Here is a 15,183-nt window from a genome sequence, read left to right as displayed (position 1 = left end):
TTGTGAATTTTTCATATGTTGAAATTATTAGTATAGGTAGGTCAAAAAGCCGCCCAAAGGCGGCTCATTTGTTTGTTTTTGTTTCATTTTTCGTTGTAAATCGTTGTCATTCAAGATTGGTATACCCTTTGCCTAACGTTCTTTCCCTTCAATTATTGGAGTGTTTTCAATACTTCCGTTGTAAAAGGAATGATTTCGGATGTGCGATCTTCACGAACTTTGACAGGCCACTCGGGATCACTCAGCAGAACGCGGCCCAAGGCGATCAGGTCAAATTCATTATTCTCCAGCTTCTCATTCAATAGATCCAGATGGGCATCCCCTGTTCCCTGGTTCTCGGTTGCTCTGTCCACAAACTCAGCTTCCAGCCCTACCGATCCAACTGAAATAGCTGGTTTGCCTGTTATTTTTTGTGTCCAACCCGCGAGATTCAGCTCGGAACCTTCAAATTCAGGCAACCAGAACCGGCGGGTAGAGCAATGGAATATATCTACGCCAGCAGCACTGAGTGGTGCCAGGAATTGTTCCAATTGTTCTGGTGTTTCCACCAGACGTGCATCATAATTCCCCATCTTCCATTGGGAGAACCGGAGCACAATTGGGAAATCAGGGCCAACTTCCGCACGACAAGCTTCAATCACTTCAACTGCAAATTGGGTTCGCTGTACCAAATCACCGCCATACTTGTCGGTCCGTCGGTTCGTCTGCTCCCAGAAGAATTGATCAATCAGATATCCATGAGCTCCGTGCAGCTCAATGCCGTCAAACCCAATTCGCTGTGCATCCGCTGCGGCTTGGGCAAATGCTTGAACAAGACCTTGAATCTCCTCTTCCGTCAAGGGTTCACGTGATGGTTCTCCTGCCATGCTAACGCCTGACGGACTTACCGGTTCAGCTTCAGCATTAGGCAAGTCGCCGGAACGACGCGCTGTACCCACATGCCACAATTGTGGCATGATTTTGCCACCTGCTTCATGTACTGCTTTCACTACGTTAGCCCATCCTTGCAGCGAATCTTCACCATGGAACAATGGAATACTCGCCCCACTGACCGAAGACGGATGATTAATGCCTGTACCTTCCGTAATGATAAGCCCCACTCCGCCAGCTGCTCTGCGTCGGTAGTATTCAACTACCTCTGGTCCAGGTACGCCCTCTGGTGAGAAGCCACGTGTCATAGGTGCCATCACAATTCGGTTAGACAAGGTTAGCTTGTCCGAGGTAAAGGGTTTGAATAATGCTGAAGGTACGTTCATCGTATATTGCTCCTTTGCAATTGGAAGTATGGAACTCCGCATTCACGGGAAATGCGACTTGCTTCTGTATATCGTAACAGGTTAATCCAGTTGACTGGTTTAAGGTTATTTCTCTATCCATTTTATAGTTTCTTAATTTTATTTTCAAATTTTCGAAGTTAGGCATTCATACTAATCTTATGGACAAAAAAAGAAAGCTACCTTGTGGCAGCCTCCCTTAGAACAAACTGCCACAGCAGTCCGCCCCGTATTCTACTACATCTTCAGGTATTTTCCCGGTCACCAATAATGTGGATGTAGCATAGTATATAATCCATAATCTTCCTTCCAATTTAATTAGCATTTACGGGGATATCACCGCGATTTACACGAAGTAATTTGCCTGACGAAGTCGATAATACATCTGGATCCGTACCGAGACCGAAATAGAAATCTCCGTCATTCTCTTCGAATGACTTGGCGTACGTGTCCTGGTTAAAGCGCAAAATCTCATTCCATGTTGTGAGATCAGTCGATTGATAGACCCTGTTGATATAGAGATTGGCACTTTGCCGGGTGTACGTAAGCACATATACCTTGCCATCCCGCAACAGCACATCCGTAGGAAGCGCCTTGGCATCTGGCAGATTAACTCGTCTTGCCTGATTAATGTCGGTCATGACATTCAAGGATTTGGGCAACAGCTGTCCATCATTGAACACGCCTCCGGCTATATAGAGCAACTTATTATTAAAGTTAACATTTTTGCCTATTTTATTATAAGGAATTGTGCCCGTTTGATAGGTTAACCCAGGCAGCATTTTGTTGCCATAGATGACAACGTCCCGTTTCTGAAGCTGTTCATTAATCTCCAGGATATTGGTTTTATCATTCCATATGTTATTGGCAGGATACATCATGCCAGAGGCATATAATTTGCCATTAAGATGGAACATCGTATACGCTCGGAAGCCAAACGTATTAATGGTCGCATATTTCTGCCAAGTTTCACCTTCATTATGAGAGATTAATATGGTTGGTTTGGAGTCCGTACCCAGCGCGGCAAACATCTTTCCTTGATAGGATGCCAGATCGTATACGTGCACACCGAGCGGAAGATTGCGATATTTGGTCCATTCCTCTCCATCCAGACGATAGAAGTTGCCCAAAGCCCAATTCTCACTATCTGAATCGTTGCCAGGAATATATAACTTGTCGTTCAGCACTCGGTAGATATCAATCTGTTCCTCATCCACATACATCTTCGTCGATGGCATAATGCCCGGATTGCTGTTGGTCACCGACTGGGTCTTGAATTTCGCATTCGCTGTATCATAATAAATGACTGGAATAGGACCTGAATTCGGCGCTACGCCCAGATTACTACTGTTCCCGTGACCCAAATATATTTTGCCATTATACAGTTGCATGTCCCAGACGTTATTGGCATAGGGTGTTTTGCTAAAAGGTTTCCCCAGCAGTTCAATCTTCGATGTTACATCCGCTGAACTGATCGGTACGTTCGACACCTTGGCAAGCCCACGTTCAGTCGCAGGTGGTTGACTCGTTGACGTGTTGTTTCTCGGCTTGGAGCTGCCCATAAGCATCCAGCTCACTCCTGCAACGATGGTCAAAATGACGGCTGTCCATTTTGCATGTCTCTGCATGTCCGCTTCCTCCTTCATATTTTCATAATAAATCCCTTCATACCAAGATGATACAAATTGTATCTTTTTATACTATGTAAAACCACCCGTACATGCAACAAATTCCGCCCGATCTATACAAAAAAAATAGACAATCGCATCGAAAGATACGTTGTCTATTTTTAATCATCTATTGCCGCAGTCTACTGGATTTTTAGTAATTTCAACTCGGCTTCATCTTCTTTTTCGTTTGCCGCTCTATTATTCTGCTTTCACCAGAATCTTAACCTGGTTTTTCTCTTTCAGCAGCGCTTCAAATCCATGTTCTACTACTTCATCCAGCGAAATTCGTTTGGTCACCAACTTGTCTGCCGGGAAGAAACCTTTATCCATCAGACTAATGACTGCCGGGAAGACATCGCGATAACCGATAATGCCATTGACCGTACGTTCTTTCATGACAATGGAGTTCGGATGAATCGGTGCTTCCTGTTCGAAAATGCTGACGATCATCAGTTCTCCGCCAATACGTGTCGAATCGATAGCTTGTTGCAGTACACGTGGAACACCCGTTACTTCATAGGCTACGTTAACGCCGCCTTGTGTACGTTGATGGATCTCTTCCACCACATTGAACTGTGCTGGATCAATCACAATGGCTCCTAGCTCTTCGGCTTTTGCTTTCCGTTCGTCCGATAACTCCACCACATAAATATCCGACGCCCCCGAAGCCTTGAGTGCTTCGATCACCAACAGTCCAATCGGGCCTGCGCCAAACACTGCTGCCGTATCGCCCACTTTCAGTTTGCTTTGGCGCACGGCGTGAAGTGCTACAGCCGAAGGTTCAACCAATGCACCTTGCTCATAAGAGATTGAATCTGGTATAGCATGGACCATGGATTCTGCAGCAGTTACATACTCGGAGAATCCTCCTCCGCCTCCAGCGAGTCCAAGGAAACCCATCTGGTCGCACAGATTGTATCTGCCCTGTTTACAAGCTTCGCAGTGTCCACATGCATAGATTGGTTCTACCACAACACGATCGCCCGCTTTGAAACGGGTAACGCCTTCGCCTACTTCAACGACCTGTCCTGAGAATTCATGGCCCATAACTACAGGTGCTTTTTCCCCTGTTAGCGGATGTGGAGCTTGAACCGGGATAAAGATCGGCCCTGCTGTGTACTCGTGCAAATCACTACCGCAGATGCCGCACCATTCCACTTTTATTTTGACCTTACCTTCTTCAGGATGAGGTTCATTAATATTTTCGAGACGTAAATCTTTGACTCCATGCCAACGTAATGCTTTCATTCAATTCATCTCCCAGATCATAAGTTATGATATAATCGGAAACGTTTCCGTAAATTAAATATGTCACATTTTAGATACGCTGTCAAACAAATTTCTCCACTAATATGTCTATCTCGTGATCATATCAAGTTCAATTTTAAGTGCTTCTACTTTAATTTTAGTTGTCTTTGCTGTATCACAAACGATGTGATCCATGCTATTAACATATATATGGCAGCTGATATGACTGATTTCATCACAAAGCGATTGAAATTTAATCAACCCTCAGTAAAAATCTGGTCCTTTCACGGGATACTTCATGCCTCAAATGTTATAATCAAGTTATATAACCATCGTGAAATGCATACATATTCAGATAATTCGGAATCGTTTCCGATAAAGTGAGGTAACCATACATTGAGTAAAGAACAGAAACTTACGATCAAGGACGTAGCAGAACGTGCTGGCGTGGGCATCGCTACCGTATCCCGGGCCATCAACAATTCGGAAGGCATCAGCAGTAAAACACGAGATAAGGTGATGCAGGCCATTGAAGAACTTGGATTTGTACCCAACACCTCTGCACAGAGTCTAAAAATCCGGCAAACCCACCAAATCGCGCTCGTTGTACCCGACATACGTAACGCCATCATTCCGGAGATTTCCTGGTCCGTGGAGCAAACCGCGAAGCAGCATGGATACCATGTCGTGCAGATTAATACGGCGGGCAATGCCCGAACCGAACTGGAAACCATTCGTAATGTAAAAAAACTGCATGTGGATGGGCTGATCTTTATGCCTCTGGCTTATCCCAAAACATTGCCCGGACTGATAGATAAAGCCCCTCTCCCCATCTCCATGATTAATTACGGCAAGAAACTGGAGCCGGGCATGAAGGCAGATATCGTCTCTTTGTCTCAACCTGAAGGCAAATTGGTGATGGAACATCTGTTCAAGATTGGCCGGACTCGAATTGCATATGCCGGAGCATCCAAGGACATTATTGAAGAACGCTTCCGTGCTTATGAGCAAGCCGTAGGCCATGTGGACATTTCTCTCGTCTACTTTGGTGAGGACTTTTCATTGAATACAGGGGCTAATGCTGCCGATTATTTCTACGGACTTACGCATATGCCCGATGCCGTTTATGCCATTAATGATATGGTTGCCATCGGATTGGTTAATCGCTTCAAGGAGTTGGGGGTGCGTGTGCCCGAAGATGTAGCTGTAGTGGGCGTCGATAACAATCAATGGACTACCGTCTCGTCTCCACAGATTAGTTCTGTATCCATTATGGGAGAAGAAGTCGCCAGACTTGCTACCGAGCTGTTGTTAAAACGAATTCGGGAGATGAACACGACCGACTACGAGCACATTCAATTTGAACCGCGCCTAATTGTTCGTGAATCGAGCGTTGCCATGATCCGTTCTTCTCATCAAGGACCACACCGTTAAACTTGGTGAGTGGAATAGATCTGAGTACCTTACGGCTACGGTTGTAACAGTCCCTTAAGTTCTTCTTTTATGTGGATGTACTAAAAAGGTGTTGCCTAGGGATAATCCTTTCCTGGCAACACCTTATTTGTCTTTGAATCTATACAACTATAGGTAAATGGTTATTCAGCATACATTCCTTCTAAGGTAGCAGTTGCCTGATCGGTGTTCCCTTCAGGAACATCTCTATATTTTCTACGGTATGATTATAATAGATCTCATAATTGCCGCGAGTTACATAACCCAGATGCGGTGTGGCCAGGACGTTGGGCAATGTTCGCATGATATGGTTAACGGGCAGTGGTTCCTGCTCATATACATCCAGACCTGCACCTGCAATCAAACCACTCTGCAATGCCTTCACCATAGCTTCCTGATCGACAATGCCCGCTCGTGACGTATTGATCAATAGGGCATGAGGTTTCATTTGTTGAAATTCAGCTTGTCCGATCAGATTGCGCGTACGATCACTTAATACCAGATGGATGGAAACGATGTCGCTCTGTGCAAGCAGTTGCTCCTTGGTCTCGGCCCAGATCACACCATGTTTTTCGGCTTTCTCTCGTGTCAGATTCTCGCTCCAGGCGATCACATTCATACCGAATGCTTGTGCGATCTCAGCCATACGAGTACCTATCTTGCCCAAACCGAGCAATCCAAGTGTTCTCCCATGCAGATCCAACCCGACCGTGCTCTGCCAGTTTCGATTGGAGCGAAGTGCATTATTTTCCGTAACTAATTGTCTGGACAGTCCCAGAATGAGCGCCCAGGAAAGTTCGGTCGGCGGGTTGGAGCTCCCCTCGGTTCCACACACAATGATCCCGTTCTGCTCCGCAGCCTTGAGGTCTATGGACGCATTGCGCATACCACTTGTAATCAGAAGTTTTAGCCGTGGGAGCTGCGAAATGACATTCTCCGGAAACCGTGTGCGTTCCCGCATCAGGACCACAATATCGAAGTCCTGCAATTCCTGGATGACTTTTTCTTCCGAACCCATATAGTTGTTGAATGTCTGAATCTCCACCCGTTCCATCAACGGACTCCAGTCCGCCGACGTCAGCGCAACGTTCTGATAATCGTCCAAAACGGCACAGCGCAACTTTGTATCCATTCCTGATCTCCTCCTATACCTGCTCAATTCTTAACTATATTGTAGCAGAGACAATGTAACCTGAATGCTCTGTTCTACAAAAGAGCGGTCCGGTCCTGATTTCATCAATACCGTCAGTCCAATCATCGATACGATCAGAGACTGTGCGACCGCAATCGCATCCATATCCGCAGACAACTCCCCGCTTTGTTGCCCTCGTTCTATCGTTTCTTTGAAAAGAACACCCAGGTACATCTGATGCTCTCGCGTAAGAACAGCGAATTTGGGATCATGCGGAGCTAGTTCAACCATTGTATTAATGCAAAAACAGCCGTGACTAGGCTCGGTCACACTCCCCTCTGCTCCAATATGTTCAAACAATCTACGAAAGGCTTCCCGCACGGAGGATCCCTGTTGAAGTCTGGCCCTGACTTGAGCCGCATGCTGAGTGGTATACCTGCGAAGCGCCGTTTCAAATAATTCCTTTTTATCCCCAAAAGCTGCATACAGACTTGGGCGTTGAATGCCCATTGCATTCGTCAAATCACTCAAAGATGCCGCTTCGAATCCTTTGTCCCAAAACGTATGCATCGCTGCATCAAGTGCTTTATCCGTATCAAATTCCCGTTGTCTAACCATACAACCCACCTCTTTATGTATCGATCAGTATTTATTACATTGTAATCTCACTCTTATTACAAAGTCAAAACCAAATAACCAGAAAGTAGTTATTAGTTACAATGGAATCAAAATATCTTGTAATAATAGCGATTTAATAGTTATTCTGTCATCGCAGTCTCTGTGTAAAATATTCTTTAGTTCAACCCTCACCTAAATCTCTGTTGACAGAATTCACACAATTAAAGTATGGTTATGCGGAAACATATCATACCAATCAGTACATAATAGAAAGGTGACATCCATTCATGCAAACTTCTTCCCCAGATGCACAATTATCCAATAAGGATCGTCCTGTCATGTCACGGTTAGTTGCTCTTCTTTTTGCCGTGTGCAGCGGACTTGCGGTCGCCAATATCTATTATGCTCAGCCTTTGCTGGACTCCATCGCTCAAGAATTCAGCCTCTCTCCATCATCCATAGGGATTGTCATCACAGTGACTCAAATATGTTATGCCTTGGGGCTGTTCCTTCTTGTTCCGCTTGGTGACCTCTTAAATCGCCGCAAGTTGATCATCATTCAAATGCTCTTATCTGTGCTTGCACTGGTTCTCGTAGGAACCGCACAATCCAGCTCACTTTTATTAACGGGCATGGCTGTAGTAGGTCTACTCGCGGTCATTACGCAAACGCTCGTTGCCTTTGCTGCACACTTGGCAGCCCCTTCCGAACGTGGTCGCATTGTCGGATTGGTAACCAGCGGGATAGTCATTGGCATTTTACTTGCCCGAACGGTTGCAGGTACGCTGAACGATTGGCTCGGATGGAGATCGGTATATCTCTTCTCCGCCAGCTTTACCTTACTCGGAATTGTCGCCTTATATCTTGTTCTCCCAAGGCAGCAGTCCTCATACGTGAAACAAAGCTATTTCCAATTACTCAGATCTGTTCTGCTACTGTACCGTGAATTGTCTGTATTACGAGTACGCGGTATACTGGCCATGCTGATTTTTACAGCCTTCAGCATCTTGTGGACTTCCATAGTTCTGCCACTAAGTAGCCCTCCACTGTCCCTGTCTCATACAGTCATAGGTGCATTCGGTCTCGCAGGAGCGGCGGGAGCATTGGCTGCTGCTCGTTCAGGTAAACTCGCCGATCGGGGACTTGGGCAAAAAACAACCGGCATCTCACTTGTCATTCTGCTCCTATCCTGGCTGCCCATCGGATATATGCATCACTCCCTGTGGTTCCTGATCCTGGGCGTTATCCTGCTCGATCTCGCCGTGCAGGCAGTACATGTTACCAACCAGAGCCTGATCTACGAAGTTCGTCCTGAAGCGCAGAGCCGCCTAACGGCAGCTTATATGATCTTTTATTCCATCGGCAGTGCGACCGGCTCCATCGTTTCTACCCAAGTGTATGCATGGGCGGGCTGGACAGCGGTTTGCTGGTTAGGTGCGGGCGTTAGTGCAACGGCCCTTGTGTTCTGGATGATCGATCGTTGTATGCATCGGAATACTGTTCGTTGAATTAGGGCGAGTTTTAAGACACGCCCTAGTCCAGTTTATTCCACACAACAATAAAGAGGGTTGCTAACGGACCAAATAACAGGGAAATCAGAAACCAGTTCCGACCACTTCTGTTTTTTCCCTGAGCCAGTCCGGCATTAATCAAGGCAAGTGTGCCCCAACCTACATAGTATTCATTATCCATCAATCGTCTTCTCTCCTTTATCCATTCAATTCTGGCTGCTGCTCAATCATCGTTTTGAGCTTACGATTACGACTCTCCAGAAATGCCTGCATGTATCTCTTCAGCACAAGTCGCTCCGTTACCCATCCCAGCAATCCAAGTGGAGCTTCGAATCGAAGTGTATCTCTCATGCAAGTCATCTGATCTCCAATTACGCTGAAATGATGTTCATGTCGCATACTCTTGAAAGCCCCTTTCTCCATCTGATCCACAAAGAGGAAAGGTCGTTCAAACTGCATGATTCGGGATTTCAGCTTCTGTCTGACCCCAAAATGAGTAGCCTGAAATGTGACTGTATCCCCTGCTTCAATTCTTCCTGTTGTTACTCCTGCGATTGCTCGCTCTCTCGTATGTTTCCAGACGGTCTGAGTATGTACGTCAATATCCCGGGCATAGTCAAAGCACCGTTCAATCGAAGCATGTATCGTAATCTCGGTTGTCACTTCAATCATGGCGATCGCTCCTTGGTAGGAAAAATAAGATCTTTGCAAAGTATACGCTTGCTTTTCTTGTCGAACAACACATCAAGAATGATATAACAAAAAACGGGTCCCCTGTCTTCGTACAGGAGGCCCGTCTTCTATGTAATACTGAATAGCAATGAATATCGATATTAAATAAGCAATTCATCAATGGCAAGCGTACGCTCTTTGGAGAGGTCGCGATATTCTTCAGATTCCACTTTGATGAGCGGTTTGAAAATATCAGACGTATTGTTCATGACAATAACACCTTTTTCTCCGTTGCTGAGCAGAACCTGTTTCCCAATGAAATTAGGAAGCAAATGTTGCATCAATGCCTGAACCGGCTTTTCGTTCAATTTACCAAATCCCATACCATAGATATCTCTAAGGTTGTTGATCAGGTTCGGATTACTGCCTCCGTGGTTCCCAGATCTCATGCCAATATAGATATCGGCTACAGATACAATCTGGGTATAGGGATGAATCTCCTCTTTTTTCAGTTGCATCGGATAACCGGAACCATCTTCTCGCTCGTGATGCTGCAGGGCAACCAATGCCGTCGCTTCATCCGTCATGGAATTTTTGATAATATCATGGCCATAGATCGTATGACGTTGCATTTCAAGCTGCTCATCAGCCGTCAACGGTTCTGTTTTGTTCCGAATCCGGTGGGATACTTTGCACTTTCCGATGTCATGCAGGTAGCCACCACGACTGATCTGATAACTTTCCTTCTGAGAATATCCAAGCCAGTTGGCGAGGTAGAAGGACAACAGGCCCACCTGGATTGAATGTGTATAGTTATTGACGTCATCTCGCTCCAGCATCATCAGGAGATGAACGACATCTTTCTGCTCATCCAGTCCCTCAACCATTGGTTGCAGTGCATCATCCACCATGGTGGCGTTGAACTTGCCAACAGTCAGAGCTTCGAGAAAAGCATTTTGATAATTATGTACAGTCTGAATAAATTGGGACTTCATCTCTTCTTCAGGCGGCTCTTCCTTCGTGCTTGCGCTTGACCCGGAAGCATGCTTTGCCGCTGCAGCAAAAAATTCGGCCTCAGTAATTTCCTCTTCACGTGATTCAATATCTACATAATCTACACGGTGCTGCATGAGCAAGGAGATATCCTCACTTTTGATTACAGTCCCCTTTCCGAGAACGTGTAATCCTGCATCGCTGAATGTATCTGCAGTCAGACGGTCTCCGTCTTGCAGGTTCATAATATGGATTCTCAAATCGGTATTCCCCCTGAACAATTCATTATAGTAACAGCACCCAATGGATCGGGCCCACAAAAATACCTATACTTCTTTATATCGTTAAAATTCTTCATTTCCTACATAGTTCAAACGACCTTAATCGCAAAGGTAAATACGAATATATAAGACTTTATCCTCACTACTGCATCTGAATTAGTCCCGGTTTTGAACATTTATTTACTTTTATGTGAAAAAACTCTGGATCAGAGTAAACAAAAGAAGTTCAAACTCTTATGTTTGAACTTCTTAAACATCACAAATTAGATTTTGATCGAACCCAGGCTTGCCCCTTTAACAAAAAATCGTTCAATGCTCTTCTCGACCGAAGCATCGGGAATCAGCGGCGGTGCCTGATGAGGTTTGGTACGGGCATCAATAATAACCTGATCACAACCCCAATGCTTGTGGTCATATCCGCTATTAACCCCATACATATCATGTGAAGGGTTGCTTCGAGTAAAGGTTGCCCATAAGAAGTTGCTGAGGTTCGCACTCAGGAACGAACTGTCATCACAAAGAATGATCATCGGACACGAGTCCAGACCTCCTTGTTCCTTCAATAGAGACGTGAATGCTTGCATCTCTTGTGCTGTATCCGCATAACTCGTGAAGGCCGATGTCTGAATCGAAACGATGCCCGGCATGATGAGTTGCGCATTCTCATAACCTCGAATATTTTTCAAAGACTCCGGCACTTCCGTGCACAGATCCCGAATCTTGTCGCCATAGGCTGCAAAAACAACTTTGCTACCGCTGTTCAGCCCTGTACCCGAGTAATCCAATGTATCAATGGTCGTATGGGTATGGAAATGAATATCCCGTTGCATATCCATGCGCTCCAAGATATAGGTCAGGAATTCAACTTCCTTATGGGTGTCCAAAGGCTGTTGATCCTCAGCAGTAATGAACAGGTACTTCGCCAGACTTAGCTGACCCGTACCCAAAATGCGATTAGCAATCGTGAGCAACTCTGTCGGTTGCTTCACAGCCTGATAAGGTGTGTAACGTTCACTGCCAATGGCAAACAGCAATGGATGAACCCCTGCTGCATCGACCGCATGCACTTCTTTGACGCCAGGAATCTCCTGTTTGATCGCGTCTCCTGTAATCTCATGAATCAAATCGCCAAAAGCCGTATCCTCTTGCGGTGGACGACCAACAACCGTAAACGGCCAGATGGCATTCGGTTTGGCATAGACTTTATGCACACGCATTAGTGGAAATTCATGCGTCAGACTGTAGTAACCCAGATGATCGCCGAACGGACCTTCTGGCTTCGTCTCGCCTGGATAGATATCACCTGTGATGACAAAATCGGCATCATTACTAATGCAATACCCATCTTTGTAACTGTACCGGAAACGACGTCCAGCGAGCAGGCCAGCAAATGTCATCTCACTGAGTCCTTCAGGCAGAGGCATCACCGCTGAGAGTGTATGTGCTGGTGGACCCCCGATGAAAATACTGACTTTCAGCGGTTCTCCCTTTTTGACAGCTTTGGCTTGATGTATACCAATTCCGCGATGAATCTGATAGTGCAGTCCAATTTCCTTGTTCATTTCAAAATCATTGCCATCCAGCTGAACCCGGTACATCCCCAGATTGGAATTCATGATTCCTGGCTTATCCGGATCTTCGGAATATACCTGCGGCAGTGTCACGAATGCCCCGCCGTCCATGGGCCAGTGCTTGATGAGCGGCAGGTCCGAGATTTGAATCTCTTGCGCGGACACGGGTAGACTAATAGACTTCTGTTTCGGCAGCGCCTGCCACGCAGCTAGACCTGTTTGGACATGCTGGAATGGCGTCTTAAGCGCCTTCATAGGATCGTCACGAACAGCCATGACCCGTTGTACGCCTTCCAGCGTACCGCGGAACATGAATTTGCTTCGTTCCACCGTGCCGAACAGATTCGATACGGCCTGGAACTTTGAGCCTTTTACATTTTCGAATAATAACGCCGGGCCTTTAGCCTCGTGCACTTTCATGTGGATCGCTGCCATCTCCAGATGTGGATCAACCTCTTCTTTGACCCGAATCAAATGACCGTGCTGCTCCAGATCGTTAATACAATCTTCCATATTGCGATATTTCATTGGATGGCTCCATTCTCTGTATGATAAATTGATTAAGTTCATAGATTCACATAACGTCTCTTCTATTTTATCAAATGATCCACTGCTAAACAAAACTATATGTGAAATTTTGTCGCGATTATAAATGTCAAAAAGCAACATGGAAGCAATCTGAACCCTGAACGCACAGGGACCGATTGTTTCCATATTGCTGCTCTCTATTTTCTGACTTGCCTTAAGATAAAATGGTCGATCTGGGGATCGTGACAATAAACTGCGTACCTTTTCCTACTTCACTCTTTACATCAATTGTACATTGATGCAATTTCAAGATTTTAATCACAATGGACAACCCTAATCCATTCCCTCGAAGCGAGCTGCTCCGCGCTTTGTCCGCCATATAGAATCGATCAAAGATATACGGCAGAGCTTCCTCAGGTATGCCTTGTCCTGAATCTCTAATCAGTACCTTCACGAATGAAGATGACGTCTCAATCTCCACATGGATGGTACCACTAGAACCGGTGTATTTGATCGCATTGTTTATTAAATTCTGCCAGACCTGATCAAACAAATCTTTGTCCACTGTGATCTCGCAGGGCAACAGGTCCAACTCGATCTGGATGTCCTTCTGCGCCCACTGCGGCTCTGCCAGTAAAATCGCCCTTCTTAATTGTTCATCCAACTGGAATGTGGTGAGATGAACCGGATGATGCTCCGAATCCAGCGAGGCCAGCCGAAGCAGATTATCACTGAGCCTCGATAAGCGCAGCGTTTCCTCATAGATAATATCCAAATGCTCTTTCTGCTCTTCTAATGGAATAACACCATCTTGTAGTGCTCTGGTAAACCCTCTGATCGATGTGAGCGGAGACTGCATTTCATGAGAGACGTTGCTGACAAAGTCATCACGAACCGAATCGATTTTCTGCAACTCACTGGCCATATGATTAAAGCTCTCCATCAGTTCCCCAAACTCATCCTTATTATTGTGTTTCAGGCGGATCGACAGGTCTCCTGAGGACATCTCCTTCGCTGCAACCGTTAATCTCTTAATCGGTTTCACAATGTACCCGGACATAAACAGGATTAATAAGCTACCAATGACCAGAACCGTTAACAATGAGGTTAAGAGCGTGTTTCGCAGTGTATGAAAAAGAGAGGAGAAATCGCTTTGAATTAGAAATGTGCCTATCCCCTCGTTCGTTCCGGGAACACCTATAGTCGCAATTCCATCCTTACTGGACATAAACATTGCATCCGTTGTACCCATCTCAAATAACGAATGAACTTTGTCCTCAGGCAAGGACGATAACACTTCACTCTGTTCATTCACGGGAGTGATGTTCAAGCCATACCGGGCAAAGATGCCTAAGCTTGATTGTACTTTTTCCGGATCATCGATCAAATTAATCAGTGTAGCGATATCTTCGGCAAAGGTAACCATGAAACGATCTGGCGTCTTTTCCTGTGTCCCACTATTCAGCATAAAGGAGAGAATCAGACTCACCAGAACAATTCCAATAAACGTAGCTACGATTCGAAGTCGCAGGCTTTTCCTCAACATGTTCATGCACGCTCCAGGCGATATCCAAGTCCTCTTATCGTTGAGATCACTAGCTCAGGTACGGGTTCAAGCCGTTCCCTTAACCGCTTGATATGCACGTCGACCGTACGCTCATCGCCTTCATAATCGATACCCCATATATCATCTATAAGCTGTGTACGTGTGAATATTTTCCCTGGCGAACTCGCCAGAGAAAATAACAATTCACATTCCTTCTTTTTCAATTCGATAGATTGTCCATCCGAAACAACCATCAGATTGCCCAAATCAATCGTTACACCGCTGATCTGGATCATGTTCGATGAACTTTTGTTATATCGTTTCAGTAACGATTTTACACGTAGGATTAACTCTACCGGATCGAAAGGTTTAACCATGTAGTCGTCTGACCCTGCATTAAACCCTCTGACTTTGTCCTTGGATTCTCCCTTGGCAGTCACCATCAGGATCGGAATATCCAGATAAGATCGGATATCTTCCGTCAGTTCAATGCCGTCTATTCGTGGCATCATTACATCCACAATCGCCAAATCAACTCTTGTATGAGAGAGGATATCCAGCGCTTCTTGACCGTCTGGTGCTTCCAGCACGGAAAATTGATTCTTTTCAAGATAGATTCGGATCAATTTGCGGATATGGGAATCATCGTCCACCACCAAAATCGTGTTCATGTAGCCATTATCCTTT

Annotated in this window: 13 protein-coding genes; 2 read left to right on the top strand and 11 right to left on the bottom strand. The window is 45.5% G+C overall.

Annotated features, from left to right (window positions below; translation table 11 throughout):
* Positions 1-152: 152 nt before the first annotated feature.
* From HF638_RS20030 to HF638_RS20020, 3 genes are all read right to left on the bottom strand, one after another.
* Positions 153-1,256 (bottom strand): NADH:flavin oxidoreductase, encoded by a 1,104-nt coding sequence (locus HF638_RS20030; protein ID WP_169481738.1) that lies wholly within the window; start codon positions 1,254-1,256, stop codon positions 153-155.
* Positions 1,257-1,588: 332 nt separating this feature from the next.
* A complete protein-coding gene (locus HF638_RS20025) occupies positions 1,589-2,902 on the bottom strand; it encodes a hypothetical protein (RefSeq protein ID WP_169481737.1) in 1,314 nt (437 codons plus the stop codon).
* A 240-nt stretch (positions 2,903-3,142) separates the two neighbouring features.
* Positions 3,143-4,192, bottom strand: coding sequence for a 2,3-butanediol dehydrogenase (locus tag HF638_RS20020; protein ID WP_169481736.1), 1,050 nt, complete (start codon positions 4,190-4,192; stop codon positions 3,143-3,145).
* A 396-nt stretch (positions 4,193-4,588) separates the two neighbouring features.
* Here HF638_RS20020 and HF638_RS20015 point away from each other — a divergent pair, with 396 nt between their 5' ends.
* The gene (locus HF638_RS20015; protein ID WP_169481735.1) at positions 4,589-5,626 is read left to right on the top strand and encodes a LacI family DNA-binding transcriptional regulator; all 1,038 of its coding nucleotides are present in this window, start codon (positions 4,589-4,591) and stop codon (positions 5,624-5,626) included.
* A 181-nt stretch (positions 5,627-5,807) separates the two neighbouring features.
* On the opposite strand, the gene HF638_RS20010 is transcribed toward HF638_RS20015, so the two are convergent.
* On the bottom strand, positions 5,808-6,776 hold the full coding sequence (locus HF638_RS20010; RefSeq protein WP_169481734.1) for a D-2-hydroxyacid dehydrogenase family protein: 969 nt from the start codon (positions 6,774-6,776) through the stop codon (positions 5,808-5,810).
* Between the two features lie 30 nt (positions 6,777-6,806).
* A complete protein-coding gene (locus HF638_RS20005; RefSeq protein ID WP_169481733.1) occupies positions 6,807-7,394 on the bottom strand; it encodes a TetR/AcrR family transcriptional regulator in 588 nt (195 codons plus the stop codon).
* 287 nt (positions 7,395-7,681) lie between these two features.
* Here HF638_RS20005 and HF638_RS20000 point away from each other — a divergent pair, with 287 nt between their 5' ends.
* Complete coding sequence (locus HF638_RS20000; RefSeq protein WP_169481732.1) at positions 7,682-8,902, top strand: MFS transporter; 1,221 nt, start codon at positions 7,682-7,684, stop codon at positions 8,900-8,902.
* Positions 8,903-8,927: 25 nt separating this feature from the next.
* Here the strand turns inward: HF638_RS20000 and HF638_RS19995 are convergent, their stop codons facing one another.
* From HF638_RS19995 to HF638_RS19970, 6 genes are all read right to left on the bottom strand, one after another.
* The gene (locus HF638_RS19995) at positions 8,928-9,089 is read right to left on the bottom strand and encodes a hypothetical protein (protein WP_169481673.1); all 162 of its coding nucleotides are present in this window, start codon (positions 9,087-9,089) and stop codon (positions 8,928-8,930) included.
* A 14-nt stretch (positions 9,090-9,103) separates the two neighbouring features.
* Positions 9,104-9,577, bottom strand: coding sequence for an SRPBCC family protein (locus HF638_RS19990; protein ID WP_169481731.1), 474 nt, complete (start codon positions 9,575-9,577; stop codon positions 9,104-9,106).
* Positions 9,578-9,738: 161 nt separating this feature from the next.
* The gene (locus HF638_RS19985) at positions 9,739-10,830 is read right to left on the bottom strand and encodes an HD-GYP domain-containing protein (protein ID WP_169481730.1); all 1,092 of its coding nucleotides are present in this window, start codon (positions 10,828-10,830) and stop codon (positions 9,739-9,741) included.
* A 284-nt stretch (positions 10,831-11,114) separates the two neighbouring features.
* Positions 11,115-12,950 carry a UbiD family decarboxylase gene (locus HF638_RS19980; protein WP_169481729.1) on the bottom strand — a complete coding sequence of 612 codons (1,836 nt, stop codon included), beginning with the start codon at positions 12,948-12,950 and terminating at the stop codon, positions 11,115-11,117.
* 214 nt (positions 12,951-13,164) lie between these two features.
* Entirely contained in the window at positions 13,165-14,496 is a 1,332-nt protein-coding gene (locus tag HF638_RS19975) for a HAMP domain-containing sensor histidine kinase (protein ID WP_169481728.1), read from the bottom strand.
* Positions 14,497-14,498: 2 nt separating this feature from the next.
* Positions 14,499-15,167 (bottom strand): response regulator transcription factor, encoded by a 669-nt coding sequence (locus HF638_RS19970; protein WP_169481727.1) that lies wholly within the window; start codon positions 15,165-15,167, stop codon positions 14,499-14,501.
* Positions 15,168-15,183 lie beyond the last annotated feature (16 nt).

It is taken from the genome of Paenibacillus sp. SZ31, from assembly GCF_012912005.1.
In the GTDB taxonomy this organism is placed as follows: domain Bacteria; phylum Bacillota; class Bacilli; order Paenibacillales; family Paenibacillaceae; genus Paenibacillus.
This window is presented reverse-complemented; position numbering and strand designations above follow the sequence as displayed.